Origin of the sequence: Nostoc sp. (assembly GCF_036917235.1) — a bacterium.
Taxonomy (GTDB): domain Bacteria; phylum Cyanobacteriota; class Cyanobacteriia; order Cyanobacteriales; family Nostocaceae; genus Nostoc.
In genome coordinates, this window is the sequence record NZ_JBALDU010000007.1 from 12,922 (window position 1) to 32,423 (window position 19,502).

16 protein-coding genes are annotated in these 19,502 nt (G+C 41.1%); 7 read left to right on the forward strand and 9 right to left on the reverse strand.

Annotated elements, in window-relative coordinates; genetic code table 11:
* Positions 1 to 88: 88 nt before the first annotated feature.
* Positions 89 to 424 carry a DUF433 domain-containing protein gene (locus V7K44_RS01755; protein WP_334928072.1) on the forward strand — a complete coding sequence of 112 codons (336 nt, stop codon included), beginning with the start codon at positions 89 to 91 and terminating at the stop codon, positions 422 to 424.
* A gap of 107 nt (positions 425 to 531) precedes the next feature.
* Here the strand turns inward: V7K44_RS01755 and V7K44_RS01760 are convergent, their stop codons facing one another.
* Both V7K44_RS01760 and smc read right to left on the reverse strand, forming a co-directional pair.
* Positions 532 to 1,527 carry a PRC-barrel domain-containing protein gene (locus V7K44_RS01760; protein WP_334928074.1) on the reverse strand — a complete coding sequence of 332 codons (996 nt, stop codon included), beginning with the start codon at positions 1,525 to 1,527 and terminating at the stop codon, positions 532 to 534.
* Positions 1,528 to 1,726: 199 nt separating this feature from the next.
* On the reverse strand, positions 1,727 to 5,383 hold the full coding sequence (gene smc / locus V7K44_RS01765; protein ID WP_334928076.1) for a chromosome segregation protein SMC: 3,657 nt from the start codon (positions 5,381 to 5,383) through the stop codon (positions 1,727 to 1,729).
* Between the two features lie 647 nt (positions 5,384 to 6,030).
* Here smc and V7K44_RS01770 point away from each other — a divergent pair.
* Both V7K44_RS01770 and V7K44_RS01775 read left to right on the forward strand, forming a co-directional pair.
* Positions 6,031 to 6,852, forward strand: a complete 822-nt coding sequence (locus tag V7K44_RS01770) for a carbonic anhydrase (protein WP_334928078.1) — start codon at positions 6,031 to 6,033, stop codon at positions 6,850 to 6,852.
* A gap of 138 nt (positions 6,853 to 6,990) precedes the next feature.
* The gene (locus tag V7K44_RS01775) at positions 6,991 to 7,218 is read left to right on the forward strand and encodes a hypothetical protein (RefSeq protein WP_334928080.1); all 228 of its coding nucleotides are present in this window, start codon (positions 6,991 to 6,993) and stop codon (positions 7,216 to 7,218) included.
* 90 nt (positions 7,219 to 7,308) lie between these two features.
* On the opposite strand, the gene V7K44_RS01780 is transcribed toward V7K44_RS01775, so the two are convergent.
* Positions 7,309 to 7,767, reverse strand: coding sequence for a BON domain-containing protein (locus V7K44_RS01780; RefSeq protein ID WP_334928082.1), 459 nt, complete (start codon positions 7,765 to 7,767; stop codon positions 7,309 to 7,311).
* Between the two features lie 287 nt (positions 7,768 to 8,054).
* On the opposite strand from V7K44_RS01780, the gene V7K44_RS01785 reads away from it, so the two are divergent.
* The 3 genes from V7K44_RS01785 to V7K44_RS01795 all read left to right on the forward strand — a co-directional run bounded on the left by V7K44_RS01785 (position 8,055) and on the right by V7K44_RS01795 (position 10,229).
* Positions 8,055 to 8,255 (forward strand): hypothetical protein, encoded by a 201-nt coding sequence (locus V7K44_RS01785; protein WP_334928084.1) that lies wholly within the window; start codon positions 8,055 to 8,057, stop codon positions 8,253 to 8,255.
* Entirely contained in the window at positions 8,233 to 9,153 is a 921-nt protein-coding gene (locus V7K44_RS01790) for a ribonuclease D (protein WP_334928086.1), read from the forward strand. Before V7K44_RS01785 ends, V7K44_RS01790 begins: the two co-directional genes overlap by 23 nt.
* Positions 9,154 to 9,386: 233 nt before the next feature.
* Positions 9,387 to 10,229 carry a tetratricopeptide repeat protein gene (locus tag V7K44_RS01795; RefSeq protein ID WP_334928087.1) on the forward strand — a complete coding sequence of 281 codons (843 nt, stop codon included), beginning with the start codon at positions 9,387 to 9,389 and terminating at the stop codon, positions 10,227 to 10,229.
* Between the two features lie 117 nt (positions 10,230 to 10,346).
* On the opposite strand, the gene V7K44_RS01800 is transcribed toward V7K44_RS01795, so the two are convergent.
* Together V7K44_RS01800 and V7K44_RS01805 are read right to left on the reverse strand one after the other, a co-directional pair.
* Entirely contained in the window at positions 10,347 to 11,915 is a 1,569-nt protein-coding gene (locus V7K44_RS01800) for a sodium:solute symporter family transporter (RefSeq protein WP_334928089.1), read from the reverse strand.
* 105 nt (positions 11,916 to 12,020) lie between these two features.
* Positions 12,021 to 12,296: a DUF485 domain-containing protein gene (locus V7K44_RS01805; protein WP_334928091.1), complete on the reverse strand. Its 276-nt coding sequence runs from the start codon at positions 12,294 to 12,296 to the stop codon at positions 12,021 to 12,023.
* A gap of 664 nt (positions 12,297 to 12,960) precedes the next feature.
* Here V7K44_RS01805 and V7K44_RS01810 point away from each other — a divergent pair.
* Entirely contained in the window at positions 12,961 to 13,584 is a 624-nt protein-coding gene (locus tag V7K44_RS01810) for a site-2 protease family protein (RefSeq protein ID WP_334928092.1), read from the forward strand.
* A 98-nt stretch (positions 13,585 to 13,682) separates the two neighbouring features.
* On the opposite strand, the gene V7K44_RS01815 is transcribed toward V7K44_RS01810, so the two are convergent.
* From V7K44_RS01815 to V7K44_RS01830, 4 genes are all read right to left on the reverse strand, one after another.
* Positions 13,683 to 15,074, reverse strand: coding sequence for a hypothetical protein (locus tag V7K44_RS01815; RefSeq protein WP_334928093.1), 1,392 nt, complete (start codon positions 15,072 to 15,074; stop codon positions 13,683 to 13,685).
* A 410-nt stretch (positions 15,075 to 15,484) separates the two neighbouring features.
* Positions 15,485 to 17,155 carry a phosphatidylglycerol lysyltransferase domain-containing protein gene (locus V7K44_RS01820; RefSeq protein ID WP_334928094.1) on the reverse strand — a complete coding sequence of 557 codons (1,671 nt, stop codon included), beginning with the start codon at positions 17,153 to 17,155 and terminating at the stop codon, positions 15,485 to 15,487.
* Between the two features lie 115 nt (positions 17,156 to 17,270).
* Positions 17,271 to 18,179, reverse strand: a complete 909-nt coding sequence (locus tag V7K44_RS01825) for an alpha/beta hydrolase (protein ID WP_334928095.1) — start codon at positions 18,177 to 18,179, stop codon at positions 17,271 to 17,273.
* 256 nt (positions 18,180 to 18,435) lie between these two features.
* Positions 18,436 to 19,416, reverse strand: coding sequence for an alpha/beta hydrolase (locus V7K44_RS01830; protein ID WP_334928097.1), 981 nt, complete (start codon positions 19,414 to 19,416; stop codon positions 18,436 to 18,438).
* Between the last annotated feature and the right edge of the window lie 86 nt (positions 19,417 to 19,502).

Below are 19,502 nucleotides of genomic sequence, written 5' to 3' on the forward strand. Positions count from 1 at the left end.
CTGAACACTTAACTAATTAGTTACAAACTGTTTTAGCGTTCGTTCTTCTATGATTGAAGTGGAATGTTCATTCGTGGGGTCTTGCTTTATGAAACTGGAAGAGTATTTCAACACCCTTGCACCAGATGACATTCGACTCAAAGGAACCCGCATTGGGATTGAGAGCATTCTTTACGAGTATATCTATCGCTGCAAAACACCAGAAGAAATTGCCGGACAATTTCATACGGTGACGTTGGAACAGGTTTACGCCACGATTTTGTATTACTTGCATCATCGTTCAGAGGTTGATGCGTATCTGGTAGATTGGTTGGAATTTTCCCGAACCATGCGCGAAGAGCAACAGCAAAATCCGTCTCCTGCCAGGATGAGGTTTCGGCAGATGCAGGAAGAAAATCACCTTTCCACCCCTCACTTATCCTAAAAAATTAGCCCCCTCCTTACTTGCAAGGAGAGGGATAAACTTATCTGAGAAATAATTCGTAATTTTCTGGTTAAATTACGAATTACGAATTACGAACTACGAATTACTTAATATCCGCCCTCTTCTTCGTATTCTGGCTGCCTTTCCTTAACTTTCTTGGGAATATTCACAGGCTTCGGTGCATCTTCCCAAGCATCGCCGTCTACGTCGTCATAATCATCATATTCGTCAACATAAGGCTTGCTATAGGGCTGGGCTTCATATTTTAACGGCTGCGGTTGTTGATACCTGTCGTTGCCCGTTGCTTCGCTCCAGTTATCTTCTTCCTCGTCTTCTTCATATTGAATAGACTCATACTGCCGCGCCTTCATTACCTGACGCTGTGGCCTTTCTTCTTCCACATAGTCTTCATTCCATTCCTCTTCCCGCGCTACAGGTTCGGGGGCGCGAACTTTTTGCCTGGGTGGCTGCAATGGCACTCCACTAGGCAGTTGATTGGGTGCTGCAATTGTACGCGGTGGAGTATAGCCGTATTCTTCTTCTATATCTCGCTCCCACGGTGCTTTGCCGATACCCAGGCGTTCTAGTAAGCCAACTGTCAACTGATTTACTCGTTCTTCGGCTCCCTCAAACACAATCAACCGATTGGGGCCAGTGCTGACAATTTCATCTACTGAGAACTCGTAAGTACTCAGAAATTGATCGGGAATTTGGGGCAATCCTAAAGAAGCAATGACTATAGATTCAAGCTTCCCATTTTCGCCATTGAACTTGAAGCCCCGAACTTTGCCTAAGACTTCACCTGTTTCTGTAATTACTTCCCAGTTAATCAGATTGCTGAGAGATTCAACTTCGATATCTTCAATGACATCTTCGTTATCAACCAGGATGACATCACCAATCTGGCTGATGTTGTTGAGGTACATATAGCGCGGTATGCCCGAAATGGAGATCAGGCTGTCTCGCAAACCAAGAGCCACAACCTCTCGTTGATCGATATCAACCCAGACTTGACTGATGATGCCTAGCCGCTTGCCGTTGTCGCGGGTAATCACCTGGGTATTTAATATGTCGGAACGCCTAATTATCTGTTCGGAGGTCATTCTATACCGAGTCCTGATCTCGAATCCGGTTTAACGCGATGTGCGACTTATTCTTGAAACCCCTCTCCAAACCTCTCTCACAGTGAAGGAGAGGCTTTGATTTTTGCTCTCTTTCCCTGGTAGGGAAGGGGTTGGGGGTTAGATTTGAGAGAAAGTCGGACATTACGTGGTTTATCTATACACTATTATTAACAAAAACTCAAGCAGATGTATTGGATGATTGTAACTTAATCCCCAAAACTTGAGTGTAAGCTCCTCGTGCTTGAGTAACGCCAATTGTGCGTTCGGCTGATTCTATCATCGGACGACGCAAACTCACAACTATAAATTGCGCTTGTTGTGACTGTTGTTTAATCATTCTAGCTAATCGCTCTACGTTTGCTCCATCTAAGAACATATCTACTTCGTCAAAGGCGTAAAATGGTGATGGGCGATAGCGTTGCAGGGCAAAGATAAAGCTCAAGGCGGTGAGTGATTTTTCTCCCCCAGACATGGATGCTAGGCGCTGTACGGGTTTGCCTTTGGGGTGCGCGACTAAATTTAGTCCACTGCTAAAGGGATCTTCGGGATTTTCGAGTTGCAAGAAGCCGTCGCCGTCTGAAAGAATGGCAAAAATCGATTGAAAGTTTTCGTTGACAGCATCGAAAGCTTCTTTAAAGGCAAGTTGCCGCAATGTGGTAAAGTTTTCAATCCGCAATAGTAGTTCGGTGCGTTCCCCTTCTAGTGTTTCTAATTTTTGCGTGAGTTCTTGGAGACGGTTTTGAGTGCGTTCGTATTCTTCCAACGCCAACATATTTACAGGTTCCATTGCCTGTAAGCGTTTGGTGAGCGATCGCAATTCTTTCTGCAATTCCTCCAAATCTACCTTATCTGGAACTTCTGGCAAGGGATTAGGTAATTCTGCTCCCACATCCCGCAATTGGCTTTGTAATGCAATTAGTTCTTCTCGCCGCTTCTCTTGGGTTTCTTTGAGTTTTTCGATTTCCCATTGCAATTGTTGTTGGCGCAAAAGATGCGATCGCACTTCTAGTTCTGTAGCGTCGCGTTTTTGTTTCTCTTCGCCCAAATTCTGTTCCATTTGGTTGAGGTTGGCGCGGATTTGGGTGATTTGATCGTCTATCGTTGTGATTTGGCTCAAGACGCGATTCATCGCGTCTCTACAAGAGATTTGTTGGGTTTCGTATTCGGCGATTCGCGTTTCACCTTCTTGGATTTTTTCTTGCAAACGTTGTTGCTGATTTTCTAAATTTTTTAATCTTTGTTCACCTTCCCGTAACGCTGTTTCGCGTTGTTGCAATTGTTGCTCTTGAATTTTAATGGTTGCCTGGATTTGTTGCCATTCACTGGGGGTTTGGGATGCCTCTAACTCTGCTAAGGCGTGTCGCAATTGTTGCAACTCATTTTCTTGTCCAGGTAATTCCCGCTCTAAAATTTCCAATCGGGATTGAGCAGTGGCTAACTTTTCGCTGTTTTGGGCGAGTTGCGATCGCGTCCCCTCTAATTGCGCTGTTAAACTCTTAATGTCTTTCTGCAACTGTTCCAATTGCAACTGCTGTTCGCGCCGCGCCTGACGCGCTTCTGCGAGTTCTTGGGTGAGTTTTTTGGTTCTGGCTGACAAAGTAGCGATCGCTTCAGTACAACGCTCTAAAACCCGCTCAATGTCCACTAGGCGAGTTTTTAAAGCGATGGCCTCATCAGATTCCGCCGCTTCTGCATTGCCAAACCGCAACGCTGAACGATTGCTGTTACTACCACCAGTCATTGCACCGCTGGTTTCTAACAGCTCTCCGTCTAAGGTGACGATACGATACAATCCTAAATTTTTCCGCGCCGCCTCCAGGCTGGAAAAAACTACCGTATTACCGAAAACATAGCTAAATACATCTTTGTAACGGCGATCGCAATCGATTAAGTTAACAGCATAGTTAACGAAGCCGCTAGCAAAACGCAGCGTTGCATCTTGAGTAAATTTGGGGGCGTGAATTTTATTCAGTGGTAAAAAAGTCGCTCTCCCTGCACGTTTCTGTTTGAGCAATTCAATCCCGGCGGCGGCGACACCATCATCTTCCACCACGATATGTCCCAAGCGTCCACCAGCAGCCATTTCCAAAGCTAGCTGATGGCGGGGTTCCACCTTTCCTAACTGCACAACTAAACCACAAAGTCCAGGCATTCCCGATTGTAAAATGACTTTACTCGCTTGGGTTCCTTGGACTTCTTGTTGTGCTTGTGTTTGCGCCTCTATTTTATCCAACTGGCGTTGTTTTTCCCGTTGTTCAAAAAGTAACCGTTTTTGGGTTTCCTGTTGGATTTGCAGTTCTTGTTCTGTGGCTGAAAGATTTTGGGCTAAATTCTGGATGGGTTCGCTAGAGGCGTTAAATTCCGTTTCAACTTGATTACACTCAGTTTGTTTTTCCGCTAACAGGGGTTCGTCGCGTTCAATTAACTGGGTTTGTTCTTGGATCAGCTGCTGTAACTGATTATTGCGTTCCCTGAGTTGTGCTTGTTCGGTGCGTTGCGGTTCTAGGGTGTGCAGTAAAGCTTCAATTTGACGGTTGAATGCTGTTTGTTGCTGCACCCAGGCTTCCGAAGCTGAGGCGATTTCTGCGGCGGCTTCGCGGGAGGTTTCTAAGGCTTGGTGGGCTTCATTTCTTTGCTGCTGGGAAGACGCGATGAATCGCGTCTCTACAATGTGTGTTTCGGCAATTTCTTCTAGAGAATGACGATGTTTTTGAATTTCTTGCTGAGTTTGAGTCAGACGTTTGGCAGTTTCTTGGGAAGCTGTTTGTAATTCCGTTAGCTGACGCTGAAGTTGTTTACGTTCTGCTTCTTGGGTGGCAAGGGTAGATTGTACCGCCAAAAGTTCCTCTTCTCCCAATGCTTTGACGTGGGCATTGAGTTGTTCCAGTTCAGCAGTTTTTTGAACGATTTCAGAATTTAAGTTAGTGAGTTGGGTAGTGAGTTCAGTAAAATTGCGATCGCCTGTTTGAATTTCGTGAACTAATTTTTCTTGTTGTGTTTGCAATGAACGCCATGATAAAACAGCTTCCCAGGATTGTTTCGCGAGAAATTCCGTGCGGAGTTTTTGATATTTCTCAGCTTTAGCACGATCTTGAGAAAGGCGATCGCGCTGTGCAGTTAATTCCGTTTCAATAATCCGACAGCTATCTTCCTTTTCCTTCACCTCATCTAAAGTTGATTTGGCTTGAATGATTTTGCGATCGAACGCCGCCACCCCAGCCAATTCATCAATAATTTCCCGTCGTTCCCGCGCATTCATCGAGATAATGCTGGTGACATCCCCTTGAAGCACCACATTGTAGCCTTCAGGATAAACCCGCAGGTTACTTAGTTCCCCATGCAACTCTGTTAACGTGCAAGGTACACCATTGATATAGTAATTCGATGTGTAAGTCCCTTGGTGAGTGACTCGTAGCCTTCTAGTAACACTCCACTCTGCCAATTTTGGATTTTGGACTTCGGCTTCGCTCAGTCGAGCGATTTTGGATTTTAGATTTTCTTCCTCTACTTCCCCTGCTTCCTCTACTTCCTCCCTTTGTACCTTTGCGTCTTTGTGTGAAATTTCATCCGACAAATCAAATGTCACCGTGACGCTAGCCTCAATCGAAGCACGTCCTTTAGCCGTTTGAGTATTATTTACCAAATCCGGCAAGCGTTCGGCTCGCATTCCCTTAGAACTGGAGAGTCCCAGGCAAAAAAGCAGTGCATCTAAGATATTGGACTTACCCGAACCATTTGGCCCAGATATGACAGTACACCCCGGTAGCAAAGGGACAGAAGTAGTGCCACCGAAGGATTTGAAGTTCGTAAGTTCCACGCGCTTGATGTGCACCATAGGCGCTGGTTCCCTGGGCTAATGAAGAACAAGTGTATCAACTAATTAAGAATTCGCAAGAGGGTAAGGGGGAGAATTGGAAATTATAAGTAGACGCGTTGCAGTGAGTCTGCAAGCTTCACTCAAAAGGCTTACCGCAAGCGATCGCTCAGTGTAAGGCGAAAATTCTGATGTCGCAAACTGACCATCAAAATTTTCCCAGAGCAGATAATATCATGTCCGACTAATTACTTGTAATTCAAAAATCTCTGCGTCAGTCCTAATTACGAGTATTCACCTGAACACGATCTAAGCATAGTTTAAGTGCGAAGAAGAATCAGTTGGTATAGTTTAAATCATCTATTCTGTTTCTGTCGTCTTCGCTCGATCGTGACAACAAAGCGATCGCATTTTTATCTCAGCATATAATCTAGTTTGAAATAGGATCAAGGCATTCTGACACAGTAATGTGAGTTGCTAAGTAACAGGGGGGAGGAAGTGAAAAAAGCAACTCACCCCAATGGTAGAGGGTATTAAAAGCACTAAATTAATTTATAATGTAGTAATCTTTACAATTGGAAAAACGTAGAAAGAAAGCCCCTCTTTACTACCTCAATCTGATGTATGTGATTTGTTTCTGAACCCCCAAATTTTTCTAGAACTTAGTAATGAAGAGATTAATTAAAGGTCTGCGCGAATTTAAATCTAGCTATTTTTCGACACATCAACAATTATTTGAGCAACTTTCACAGGGTCAAAAGCCCAGAGTATTATTTATTACCTGTTCTGATTCGCGTCTCGATCCAAATCTAATTACACAAGCCCAAGTTGGTGAATTATTTGTCATTCGCAATGCAGGTAACATCATTCCACCGTATGGGGCAAGTAATGGCGGTGAAGGTGCGACAATTGAATATGCTATTCAAGCTTTAGATATTCGCCAAATTATTATTTGTGGCCACTCTCATTGCGGTGCAATGAAAGGATTAATGAAGTTACATAATCTCAGCGATGAAATGCCGCTTGTACATGATTGGCTTAAATATGCAGAGGCAACTCGAAGACTAGTTATAGACCATTACAGTCACTACGATGAAGAAGAACTGCTAGAGATTATGATTGCCGAAAATGTTCTTACTCAAATTGAGAATTTGCGGACATATCCAGTGATTCACTCTAAGCTTTATCAGGGAGAACTCAGCATTTATGCTTGGATTTATCACATTGAAACAGGAGAAGTTTTCGCATACGATCCCCAGAAGCACGCTTATGTTTTGCCTCAAACTCAGGTTGCAGATTCGGAAATAGATGAGTCGTTCAGTGGTCAGGTTTCAAATACCAATGTAGTAGTGCGTTTCCCTCAAAACCCGCAAGATGATGTTCAACCTTATGAGAAACAGTCTGTTTCTCCATTTGAGTGGTTTCCAATGAGACGACTTTCTCCAGAGCAGATGGAGCGAATTTATCGAGGTTCAAATAATGGAAGTTGAAAAATGAAAAATAGAATTAATTATAAACAAGCCATAGCTAAATTTCAGTCTACTCAAGTAGACTGAAACGATTTTTCAGTCTTTTTTATAAGACTATAACTATTAACCATAGTAGTAGGAGTGCCCCCACCACCATTAGTGTCAACTTCAGCTGGAAATAGCTTAACCGTTGGCTTCCATGACCGCCTGGAAATAAATTTCCGGGCTAATAGGCTTAAGTCTACTGAAGTAGACTGGAGATTTTTGGCAATATTTAGTCATCTTCAGATGACTTTAGCTATGAGACGGGAATTTCAATTCCCGGCGGACAAGCGGTTTCACGTTAAGTTGACACCAATGCCCCTACCACATCATCTATTTACCTGAAAATAGCTATAGCAAAAACAGAGACTTACACACATGCAAGTCTCTGGTTGGCTTTTATGGCGCTGCTAACTGAAAGCTTCAGTTATTCTTTTATGGCTTTTTCACAGTATCAACTTTTGCTTCTACCTTTACTGTCTTCACACCTTGAACTTCTTTAGCTAAGGTTTCAGCTTTCTTGAGTTCTTCAACAGAAGCGGCTGTACCTTTGAGGATAATTTCACCCTCTTTGTTTTCAACTTGTAACTTGTTGCCTGGTAAGCCTTTATTCAACTTTGTGCTAACTTCAGTTTTTAAATCGCTCTTAGCTTTTGTTGCTGCCGTTTTTTCAGCATCGGTTTTAACTTTCGTACCTGTATTAGCTGCTAAAGGAGTCGTTTGTGTTTCTGGAACTTTGGCAGTTTGATTTGTCTGCGAAGCTGGTTTTGCTGGTGCTTGAGCAGCTTCATTAGTTGTGCTAGGAGTTTCTGAACCAGTTTTAGGAGCCTCTTGGCAGCCAAAAGTACCAACTACCAAAATGCTACTAACTACTAATAGAATTAGCTTTTTCATTATCTATCTCCGAATTGAGTACTTGAAGCGGTTAATTGAGGTGTGTGATGATGAGGAGCAAATTTAAAAAAACAATTAAAAGTGAAGTAGCAAAAGTGCTTAAGCAATAGCTCAGGTTGCTGAAAATTGAACTTTGGACGATTTCTTGAAGCTAAGATTTTGCACCTAGTTTTGAGAAATGCCAATTCAATTGTTCTGACAGCTGCTAACCAGGATGGCTTTACACACAGTTTGTGGCTCTCTATGACTTTAAGGTAGATGCTGAGTAGCTGTTTTGATGGTAGACTATGCCACTGCACAGTAGTGACTCGATGTTATCAGATTTGAGTCAATTTGGCGATGTCTATGACGAATTTCAAACTTCAGCCTTTCTGCAATCCTGTATAAGCATTCTTACCATCAAAATGTTACTTTATAAAACTATGGCTTACTTACAATGCCTTAAATATCAGGAAATATTAGCCAATGCCCTACCTTACTTCGGCTAGCGAAATTCGTGCTATTGTCGCTGAATATACAAACGCTAAAACACTGTGGATAGATACAGAAGTCGCTGACTATAAAAGTCGTAATCCCCGATTATCGCTGATTCAGGTATTAGATAATCCTCAAGATATGAGTGGCGATCGCGTCTATCTTTTAGATGTATTAGACCAGCCTAATATTATAGCTGAATTTATTGATAAAATTATGATAAATTCTGCGATTGAAAAAGTTTTTCACAACGCGAGTTACGATCTAAAATTTCTCGGTAGCAAGAAAGCCAAAAATATTACTTGCACTTTGGAAATGGCCAAAAAAATTCCCTACTATCTTTTGCCATTACCCAACTACCAACTCAAGACAATAGCTACAGCACTTTGTAGCTTTAATAATATCGATAAACAAGAACAAAAAAGCGATTGGGCAAAACGCCCTCTAACGGAAGAACAGATAGAGTATGCTTACCTAGACTGCATTTATCTTGCTCAAATTCACCTAAACTTGTTAGAATTACAAGCCCAAGCTAGCCCCGAACCTGCAACGGAAGATTTAAGATCGCTAAGTACTAGATACTCGCAAGTTGAGCAGCAGTGGAAGTTGTTGAATTCAGAATTTGAGCATTTGCAAGAACGTATAAAAAAAGCCATGCAGGCTCAGGATATATCAGAAACTTATGATTATAGGCTGACTAGTTATGAACGGACTACAATCAAAGCTGCATTTACAGAATTGGCAAACCTAGCACAAACTCAAGGTATTAATTTAGATTTTCCGATTACGCTAACTCAGAAACTCCAAAAAGATTTAGGGCAAAATCTAGAACAATTGTCTGTAGATATTGACAAAAATACCTCTTGGCGGTTAATTCCTAAAACTCAAGAGAGTGAAACTGAGGATGAGTAAATTGTTCATCAGGCTACAAATGTCAGAATTTATAGAGTTATTGTGAAGAATAAATATTTAAATTTAATAATTCTTTCCTCCTCCCTTCTTTGATAAATCTATAAAATATTAGGGAAATTTGTCAATTAACTTGAAAGGACTATCAAAAGTTAGAATAGTTATTGAGTTAAAGAATTAAAATCTAGATTTTGGTACTAATTCCATTCAGGTATTATGGCAGTTGATATTAACTTATGAGACGGCGTTTATTTGGGCAAAAGCGAACAAGGGTAAATACTTTATTTACCATAGCTATTTTTACTACATTGACAGCAACTAGCAGTATTTCTTGTAGTAAGAATGACAATGTATTAGTAACAGAAATAGGAGTTAGTCAACCTAGCCGTAGTTCAGCTACAACTTCCAGAGGTGGGGAATTTTATCTTCAGGGAAAGAATCAGCATTTAAACGGCGACTTGCAAGCTGCGATCGCATCTTATAGTAAGGCAATTAGTCAAAATTCTCAGTATGGCGCTGCCTACAACGCGCGGGGACTAGCCTACTTTGATTTGGGAGACAAGGAAAAAGCGATCGCAGATTACAATCAAGCACTCCGCATCAACCCTAACGACGCCGAAGCCCACAATAACTTGGGGAATGCCCGCGCCTCACTAGGAAACAACAGAGAAGCAGTTAAAGATTACAGTGAAGCGATTCGCCTAAATCCCAACTATGCCGAAGCTTACAATAACCGAGGAAATGCCCGCGCCGCCAATGGAGACAAAAAAGGGGCAATAGACGATCTCGATCAAGCAATTCTCCTCAACCCCAGATATGCGATCGCCTATAATAACCGAGGAAATGCCCGTGGTGCCAATGGAGATCCCAAGGGTGCGATCGCAGATTACAATCAAGCCATTCGCCTCAATCGTAACTTTGCCCCTGCCTACAATAACCGAGGAAATGCCCGCGCCAGCAATGGAGACAAACAGGGAGCGCTCAAGGACTTACAACAAGCAGCAAGTATTTTTCAAAGTCAAGGTAACAACGACTTATACCAACAAGTGATGGATAACATCAAAGAACTTGGACAGTAGCAGAGGGGCAGGGAGCAGGGAGGACAAGGGTGAATTATTAAACAAGTTTCTTCCTTATCTCTCCCCTCTTCCTTGTCTACCTTGTCTCTTCCCAATGACAAATGACAAATGACAAAATCACATTTCAGAACCAATGTGAATGCGATCCTCAACTTCCGCAAATTTTTCCTGTGCTTGCTCTTCAGTACTCAATAGTGAAACGACAATCGCCACAATAAACGCCAGTGGGATACTGATTAATCCAGGATTTTTTAGGGGAAAGGGTGCAGAAGCGTGCTTGAGAATCGTTACTTGAATAGTAGGTGATAAATAAATCAGTACTAAAGAGGAGACAGTTCCTACTAACATACTTGCAACTGCACCATTGGTTGTGAAGCGTCGCCAAAGCATGGATAAGAGCAATGCTGGGAAGTTTGCACTAGCAGCGATCGCAAATGCTAAACCTACCATATAAGCTACGTTTTGCCCTTTAAACAAAATACCCAAGAATATCGCCACTAAACCCAAAAGCATTGTTGCACCGCGAGCTACCTTCAGCTGTTCTGACTCGTCGGCATGACCAGAGCGCACCACGTTCACCCACAAATCATGAGACAATGCAGCCGCACCTGAGAGTGTCAACCCAGCGACAACAGCCAAAATCGTTGCAAAGGAAACAGCCGCAATAAAACCTAAGAAAGCATCACCGCCGAGAAATTCTGCCAACATCGGCGCAGCCATGTTACCACCAGTACCAATTTTCTCGATGGCATCTTTACCTACCAGCACCATCGCTCCAAAGCCCAGGATGAAGGTAAGGAGATAAAAAACGCCAATAATAGCTGTGGCGTAGGTAACAGAGAGCCGCGCTGCTTTGGCATCGGGTACTGTGTAGAAACGCATCAGAATGTGGGGTAATCCAGCAGTGCCGAACATTAACGACATCCCTAAAGAGATAGCATCCAAGGGGTTAGAAACCAGTTTGCCCGGAGCTAATACACCTGTATACTTTTCAGATGCAGCGGCGAAAAGAGCGATCGGGTTAAAGCCAAATCGTGCCAGTACCAAGATAGCTAGTAAGACAGTTCCGCCGAGCAACAAAACTGCTTTGATAATTTGTACCCAAGTGGTGGCAATCATCCCACCAAAAATCACATAAGCCATCATCACACAACCGACGATGACCACAGCTAATTCATAATCAAAACCAAACAGTAGTTTGATTAATTCTCCAGCACCTACCATCTGGGCAATTAAGTAAAAGCTAATTACTACCAGCGTGCCAATTGCAGAGGCGATACGTACAGGTTTTTGCTGCAAGCGAAAAGCCACTACATCGGCAAAAGTGTATTTACCTAAGTTTCGTAGTGGTTCGGCAATTAGGAACATAACAATCGGCCACCCCACCAGGAAGCCGATAGAATAAATTAAGCCGTCAAAGCCGTTGAGTGCCACCAGCCCAGCGATACCTAAAAAGCTAGCTGCACTCATAAAGTCTCCTGCTAGGGCTAGCCCATTTTGGAAACCGCTAATTTTACCGCCAGCTGTATAAAACTGTGCCGTATTTTTGGTGAGCTTTGCCGCCCAATAGGTAATGCCTAGAGAACTTACAACAAACAGAAAAAAGAAAGCGATCGCCAATGGGTTAAACTTACCAAGACTGGTAATATCCGCCGCCAGTGGCAGATTGAACCACACACTATTCATGCTTTTTTGGTTTAGTATTTTGGATTTGGGACTAGAAATTGCTAATAGCTAATTCACTTTACTCTGTGCTGAATCCTGAGTGAGTCAAATAGTACTCAGCACTCTTCATTTGCGTGTCAGTCTTGCAATTTGGTCGTCGTAACTACTATTTGCCCAACGCACGTAGATAAAAATTAATACCCATGCTGAGACAATTACCAGCGCTCGTAGTAAAATCCCCAGACTCAGGCCAGGAACTACTAATGACCCCAGCAGGGGCTTATTGAACGCAATTAATAAGATAAAGCCGAAGTAAATAAACATCATGGCTCCAGTCAGAATCAAGGATACCCGCCAACGTTCAGCGGCGAGAGCCTGGAGAGCCTTTGTGCGATCGTTCATGTCTTCCTTTAGGTTGAGAAGATTAGGTCAGATTGTCTCATTGAAGCTGATTTCTGCGTAATTTTCTTAAAGATTATTAGTAAATCTATTGCTACATCAGGTAATAAAATTAACTTTGCAAAGTGATATACCCAAATAACAAGACAATAGCGACTCTGTTTTGAGTCAAGAAACATAAAACTATATAGCGGTTCTCAGTTGCATAGAATACAGACCTAACCCCCAGCCCCTTCCCTTCTAGCGTTGGGGAGTAAAATTCAAAGCCTCTCTCCTAAAAGGAGAGAGGTCAAAGTGTATTGCATCCGAACGAGAAGCGCTATAGATGCAGTTAGACACAAATAAAACGGATCTATTCAGTGATTTGTTATTTATTGTGCCTTTCAGTAATTTTTTATACCTTTGGCTAAAGCACTAACTCAGGAGTTAAATTTTTAAATACTAAAAAATAAAATAAATAGGTGGTTACTACCAGGTTTTAAAATCCTTCAAGTGTTATGAAATGTTTTTTTAAGTTATTAAATCAACTGAAATTAATAAAAGTAGTAAATTTTGATTTTTAAAATATACCAAAAATCACCCTAGTAGATTCAGTAAATATTTTAATAACATTTATATCAATAGCTTGTTATTCCACAAATGGGGCATTACTCAAATTTAGTAAAGTATGTTTATCGAAACACTCATCACAGAGCCGATTTATTTTTTTAGAATCGTTGGCATTGTCATCTTTTCCATCACTTTGCATGAACTTGCTCACGGCTGGGCTGCGATGAGTCAGGGAGATAACACTCCACAAGAGACTGGTCATCTGACGCTGAATCCTGTAGTTCACATGGGCAAAGAATCAATCATTTTTCTCTGTCTTATGGGTATAGCTTGGGGACAAATGCCCGTCAATCCATCTAAGTTTCGCTCTGGGAAGCTAGGCAATATTTTGGTATCAGCAGCTGGCCCATTATCAAATCTGGCTTTAGGCGTTCTATTTATTATGGTGCTGAAATTTATTTCTAATCTCAGTCTTTCAGAGTTTTTGAGTGAAGATTTTTTTTACTTAGCGGCTCGGATTAATTTGACATTATTTTTGTTTAATCTCTTGCCAATTCCACCACTTGATGGATTTCATGTTTTCAGCGAAATTTTTCCTAAGCTAAAGCCATTGCAATATACCCAATTCGGACTCTTTGCAATGATGCTTATATTCATAATTCCAGAATTTGGGATGGGACTGGCTAGCATTGCTGATTTAGTTATACAGTCATTGCTTGGGGAAGAGTCAGCAGCTTTTTAAGCAAAAATGGATTATTTATATATAGTAATCTTATTTGATTTGTGATAATTATAACTCATATAACCCCGACTTCTCAAAAAAATCGGGGATTTTTTGGATCACAAATGATTTAGGATAGCCACGTTTTTGCTGTAATATTCAGTCTTGCTATAAATGCTGATAATACTATCACCAACTGCAAAGAAAGTACCTTCTTGCTCATCTTTATAAAATTGCAAGTTTGGGTATTTAGCAGCAGCTTCATCAGCAGTCATGGCTTTGACTTCCATTTTATCTGGCAATAGTCCAGTAGAACCAATGTAAAATACTAAGGGAGATATTTTATCTTGATAGATATTTTCTGCATATTGTTCTAACTTTTTATTTGCCACAGTTAAAGCTGCAACCATTTCTTCTTTGTCTATCTGCTTACCACTTTGTTTATCCTGCAATAACTGCGCCAAACTATCAGCACCAACTTTCTGAAGAATACCTCCAACAATACCATTTTGCTCAAGCCCAAGAAAATCATCAAAAATTGGTTTCATCAATTCGTCAACTTTTGTAATCTTGATGCGTGATGACAGCAATCTGTGCCTAACAGCGAGATTCTGATTAAATGCCATCTCGAAACTCAGCTTAATGATAATTTCTCCAGTTTCTTTGTCATAAAGACGATACATTCTATTGAGAAACTTGTTAGCAGAAGGTAATTTACTCAAGTTCAGAATATCTGGACTGCCTATATCGATTTTATAACTTAATTTTGAGTCAATAGTACCATTAGCTAAAGCTTCGCTGATATCAGTGTATTCATTGGTTGTAGGAAAGTTGATGTAAGTATTCTTAGACAGATAGTGCTTTTTAAACTCATCTAACTGTGCCTCGATAAATACATCTGATTCCTTTTTCAAGTGAGCAGAAATAATACTAGTCAGTACTTTAATTTCTGCTAGTTCATTGAATAGTCCATCAATACTGCTGTAACGACTATTAGCAGCTACAAGTGGCAAGTTATCTAACTGAATCGTATATTCTACCCGAAAGTCAAATTCTTCTGCGTCCAATATGCCTTTTTGTTTGAGTAAATCAAAGACTTTTTTACTACTAATTTTGACTTGTAATGACTTTACGTTTATTTTACCGTCACTGACAATCGTGTAATTATTAAAAGTGTTGAGGTCATTTACTAACAAGCCTGCTACTTCAATAGTAGGAGTTTGGTCTTCAAATTTAGCAAGTTTAACTCTACGCTTGACAAGCATATTGATAGTAGCAGCGTTGTGGCTAAACTGAAACTCGCCCATGTCAACGTACTCAGCATTATCTACACATTCTGTTGTTAACCAAGGTTGTAACAGTTCTCCATTTTCGTTTCTAACACCTCTAATACGCTTAACACCTGTTCTTTGATAATGTTCTTGTAAGTGCTTGATATTGATGATAATGTTATTGCGGTATTGTCCAAAAATTTGGATTAATTCTACTAGAGAAATTTTATTATCGCTCATATTGTCACCTTGCGAATAAAGGTCAAGAATCTTTTAAAGCAACGGTTATTGAAGTCTATTAATATTCCAAAATAAACTGTTCTTACCGTGCGAAATTTAATGGTAAGTTCGTGGATGATTGAGGGTTTAAGTTTAAACGCAGAGGGGAGGCAGCGCATTGCGGGGGTTCCCCCCGTTGTAGCGACTGCCGTCGCGCGGAGTATAGCGCAGAGGAGCGCAAAGTTTGTTTGAGTCTATTCGCTAGGAATTTAGGCAACGCCAAGAACAGCCTTGTCTAAGTTTATAGTACAATTGTATCATACTAGGGGCAAGTTGTGTAGGCGTAGCCCCTAGTAGATATCGCTGTGCAATGAGGTGTTATGGTATAAAGCAATTCGGTCAAAAACATTGCGAATTTTTTGAGTCTACATTTAGGCTCCGGGTTTGAAATAATCGAAGAGGCGATCGCCTGAATCTGCACGAATCAATGCTACAACTACATCTGGTAAGGTAGCTAAACTGGGGTAAACTAAATAGCGTGGTTCCCAACGGGGGCGGAATTTGTCTTTGTAAGCGTGGAGTCCCTTGAAGTTGTAGAAGCGATTCAAATGCTCGTAAAGATAGTGCAATACTTTCTCCAAGCGGCGTGCTTCTGGGTTGTCTCCAACTCCTGCAAGGGCAGAAAGACCGAAATTAAAGCTGTCGTAACCACCCTCTTTAAAATGCTGAAGCAGGGAAATAAATAGAAAGTCCATTGTCCCATTCTCAAGAGATGAGCGATGTCGCATCATGTCAATAGTCGCTTCGTTAAGTTGGTACTCCCGGATAATATTGGCAAAAGCGCTAATCTGACCTTCAGGATTATGCACCACAGCAATCTCGCACTCTCGCAGATAAGCTTCGTCAAACCAACCCAAAGAAAATTGTTTTTCTGAACCTTGTACCATTTTCAACCATTCATCACTCACAGGTTTGAGCCGATGCAATAAATCATTGGCGATGGGTGGTTGGTAAAAGTCGATTTGGTATCCTAGTTTAGTTAAACGACTGATTGATGGTCTAAAGTTTTTACCGGCTTTACCTTGTAAAGTAAAACTTTTTAAATCAACGATCGCTTCCTCTCCAATCTTAAGTACCTTAAACCCCAATGATTTGTAAAGCTCAACATCATCGGGCATAGTTTGGTAAAAGCCAGGATACCAGTCGTTACGCTGGCAAAAGTGCTGGAAAGCAATGATTGTCTCTTTGCGGTCTTCAATGGGGCCGATGGGATCTCCTAATGCGATCGCGCCCCGTCCTTTGGGAACATAAGCAATTACACTATTACCTGAAGGACTGAAATAATAACTTTTATCATTTAAGAGTGTGAGCGCTGCTAAAGAAGAACATCCATATTGCTCGACAATTTCTTTAACTCTTCGTTGCTCATTTGTAGTTGTTAGATTGCGCAAAAATACAGGTTGCAAGAGCATTACTATTGCATAAGTAATAGTACCTGCGGCAATAATATAAATAGAATTAGCAAAAAATTCTCCAAATCGACTCTTTGGTTGCAGTCCCCAATTATCCTCGGTGAAGAACATCGCCAAAGTCTGAACTATCGCTTCACGCCAATTAAAATTCTCTGAAAACTTACCATCTAACAAGTAAAATCCAATAGTTCCGTATGCCAGGGTAAATAATAAAGCCCCTATCAGCACTCTGACTCCCCGTGCGATGGAAGGACGGTCTGATTGCGCCGTGAAAAAATGGCGCATCAAAATTAATTGCACTAGCAAAACTCCAGAGAGTAGACTTTCTTCATAGTCCAGTCCCTTCAGCAAGTGGCTGCAAATGGAAATTACTAGTAGAGCAATGGTCAATAACCAGGCTATTCTTTTCCGGCGTAATAAATTAGTAGCAAGTGTTAATAAAACAAACCCAGTCAATGCTGCGAATATATGACCGCTGGCGCGAATTTCAAATGGTAAAAATTCTTTTAACCAGTGAGTCCGCCCATACAGGTTAGGTGTCACTGCTGATAATAAATTTACTACTCCGACTAAACCTGTTAGGAAAACTGCACTCCAAAGTCCAATCTTAGTTTTTAAATTATTTGTCATTGGTCATTTGTCATTGGTGACTTGTACTGAGTTTCGACTACGCTGAACTACCGCGTAGCCGTTGGCGCAGCCTCTCCAAGAGTTGTATTGGTCATTTGTTTTGGCGTTAAAACTCTTAACTCTTAACTCCTAATTGTTTAAACTGTTCTCCAACATAGGAGAGTGAATCTTTGAGATGTTTGTGGAAGTAGTTCCAGCCTACATTAGCACCAGACAAACCATGACCTCCGGGAAATGCATAAAATACGTGAGCAATGCCTAATTTATTTAAGGTTTCGTTGAAGGCTTTGGTAGAAGCTAGCAAATTAGTATCGTTCACACCCGCATCTAGGTAAACACGCAATCGCTTCCTATCTTGAACGGTTAGCTGTTGCACAATTTGTTGAGGACTATTTTGTGAACCGCTGTCATCAGTAAAGTAACCACTGTGGCTAAACAAAATCTGAAAGTTGTTGATATAGCGTAATCCGATATTAAATGCACCCCATCCTCCAGAAGATAGACCTCCTAGCGCCCAAAATTGGGGTTCTTTCAAAGTGCGGTAGCGCGACTTGACAACTTGTACTAATTCTGAACCAATCAAAGTTCCCACTTTGCCATTCGGCCCATCAAAGTAATCGGGGTCGTATAAAGGACTAGAACCGCGATTATCATTACCATCAGGTGTAATCACAATCGATGGCGGTAATTTTCCACTTTGATAAAGTTCATGCAATACTTCTAAAAGTGCGTATTTATCAGCATAAGCACGAGCATCATCATGACCACCGTGTAGTAAGAATATCACAGGGTAGCGCTTTTGGGGATTTTTGCTATAACTAGGGGGCAAAATCACGCCGTAGTCACGGACTGCACCCATTGCTTGGGAGTTAAAGGTTGCTAATTGAAATTTTAGCCCAGTAGTTGCCTCTTCTTTGGGTGGGTCTAGTTGTGGCGCACCTAAGATGAATACATAATAATAACCAGCGCTAGTAAGGAGTGCGATCGCTCCTACTAAGCTAATTAACAATTTATAAATCTTCATATTCTTTTAAATAAAAAAACACCTCCATTAGAACTTACTATAATGAATCTTTTGAAAAATTGCAGTATAGTTTTTCACCTTGAATTTTAAGTATCAATTGCTCGGCAAAATAGTATTAATTTCTACTAGTAGTCTGTCAAGTTTAAATTCATGGGTAAGCAAGTTCGTAGTAAGGACTAAAGTCCTTGATTTTCTAAGCCATAAAGTCCTTATTGCAAACTTTTTATTACTAGCTTTAGACATTTTACTATGGATTTTAAATTCTTTTGAGCATTTTTTTATGATTAATGGTTAAATTTTTCTCAGCCATATTTGCTGTTTCAGAAGCTCGAAATTGTTCGCCGACAAATGTCAATGAGTTTGCTAAATGTTTCCGCCAGTATTGCCAAGTGTGACTGCCAGGAAACTCACGAAATGAATTATAAATTTTCAGTTGAGCGAGTACTTTACTAAATCGCTCTGCTTCCCTGATTTCATCAATATCGGATGTACCCGAATCTAGATAAATTTTTAACCTTTTTTGAGCTTGTGGGGGAATGGTTTTGATATAAAAAATTGGGCTATTTGCTGGGCCACTTTTATCATTAAAATAACCACTATGACTAAATAAAATCGAGAAATGATCCAGGTTGTGTAATCCCACATTGATTGCTCCCCAACCACCAGAAGATAAACCACCTATCGCCCAAAAATCTGGATTAGTTAGTGTACGATAACGGCTTTGCACAACTTTTACTAACTCATCGCCTACCGCTGTAGAGACTTTACCGTTAGGGCCATCGATATATTCGGGATCTCGGTAGGGACTAGAGCCACGTTTGTCGTTGCCATCTGGTGTAATGATGATGCTGGGTGGCAACTTACCTGTAGTATAAAGTTGTTCTACAGTCTTGAGAGCTTGTCCCTTATTCTGAATAAACCAATCACTGGGATTACCATGTCCACCGTGGAGGAGAAAGATTACAGGATACCTTTGTTTTGGGTTTTGCTCATAGCCAGGAGGTAAAGAAACGCCATAAGTGCGACTTGCACCCATTGCTTGACTATCGTAGGTTTCAATTTTATAGGTTAGGAGAGTCGCTGAGTCGCTAGTATTGCGCTGGGTTGGAAGAATAGAAGGCTTTGTTTGTAAATCCTGCTGTTGCGGTGGTTTTGCGACGACACCTTGGGAGAAATTACAGCCAACTAGGGTTAATACTGAAAATAGCAAGAGAATTTTAGATTGTTTGTAGTTCATCTTTGAAAGGCATTGGGCATGGGGTAGTTAGTCGTTGCTTGCCTTCAAAAGCTTATGCAAACGGTATGTCAACGCTGTGTCAACAA

Bases quoted from the DNA above. Each gene is read 5' to 3' on its own strand.
- V7K44_RS01755 (WP_334928072.1), top strand. From the start codon at position 89: ATGAAACTGGAAGAGTATTTCAACACCCTTGCACCAGATGACATTCGA.
- V7K44_RS01760 (WP_334928074.1), bottom strand. From the start codon at position 1,527: ATGACCTCCGAACAGATAATTAGGCGTTCCGACATATTAAATACCCAG.
- smc (WP_334928076.1), bottom strand. From the start codon at position 5,383: ATGGTGCACATCAAGCGCGTGGAACTTACGAACTTCAAATCCTTCGGT.
- V7K44_RS01770 (WP_334928078.1), top strand. From the start codon at position 6,031: ATGAAGAGATTAATTAAAGGTCTGCGCGAATTTAAATCTAGCTATTTT.
- V7K44_RS01780 (WP_334928082.1), bottom strand. From the start codon at position 7,767: ATGAAAAAGCTAATTCTATTAGTAGTTAGTAGCATTTTGGTAGTTGGT.
- V7K44_RS01785 (WP_334928084.1), top strand. From the start codon at position 8,055: ATGCCACTGCACAGTAGTGACTCGATGTTATCAGATTTGAGTCAATTT.
- V7K44_RS01790 (WP_334928086.1), top strand. From the start codon at position 8,233: ATGCCCTACCTTACTTCGGCTAGCGAAATTCGTGCTATTGTCGCTGAA.
- V7K44_RS01795 (WP_334928087.1), top strand. From the start codon at position 9,387: ATGAGACGGCGTTTATTTGGGCAAAAGCGAACAAGGGTAAATACTTTA.
- V7K44_RS01800 (WP_334928089.1), bottom strand. From the start codon at position 11,915: ATGAATAGTGTGTGGTTCAATCTGCCACTGGCGGCGGATATTACCAGT.
- V7K44_RS01805 (WP_334928091.1), bottom strand. From the start codon at position 12,296: ATGAACGATCGCACAAAGGCTCTCCAGGCTCTCGCCGCTGAACGTTGG.
- V7K44_RS01810 (WP_334928092.1), top strand. From the start codon at position 12,961: ATGTTTATCGAAACACTCATCACAGAGCCGATTTATTTTTTTAGAATC.
- V7K44_RS01815 (WP_334928093.1), bottom strand. From the start codon at position 15,074: ATGAGCGATAATAAAATTTCTCTAGTAGAATTAATCCAAATTTTTGGA.
- V7K44_RS01820 (WP_334928094.1), bottom strand. From the start codon at position 17,155: ATGACAAATAATTTAAAAACTAAGATTGGACTTTGGAGTGCAGTTTTC.
- V7K44_RS01825 (WP_334928095.1), bottom strand. From the start codon at position 18,179: ATGAAGATTTATAAATTGTTAATTAGCTTAGTAGGAGCGATCGCACTC.
- V7K44_RS01830 (WP_334928097.1), bottom strand. From the start codon at position 19,416: ATGAACTACAAACAATCTAAAATTCTCTTGCTATTTTCAGTATTAACC.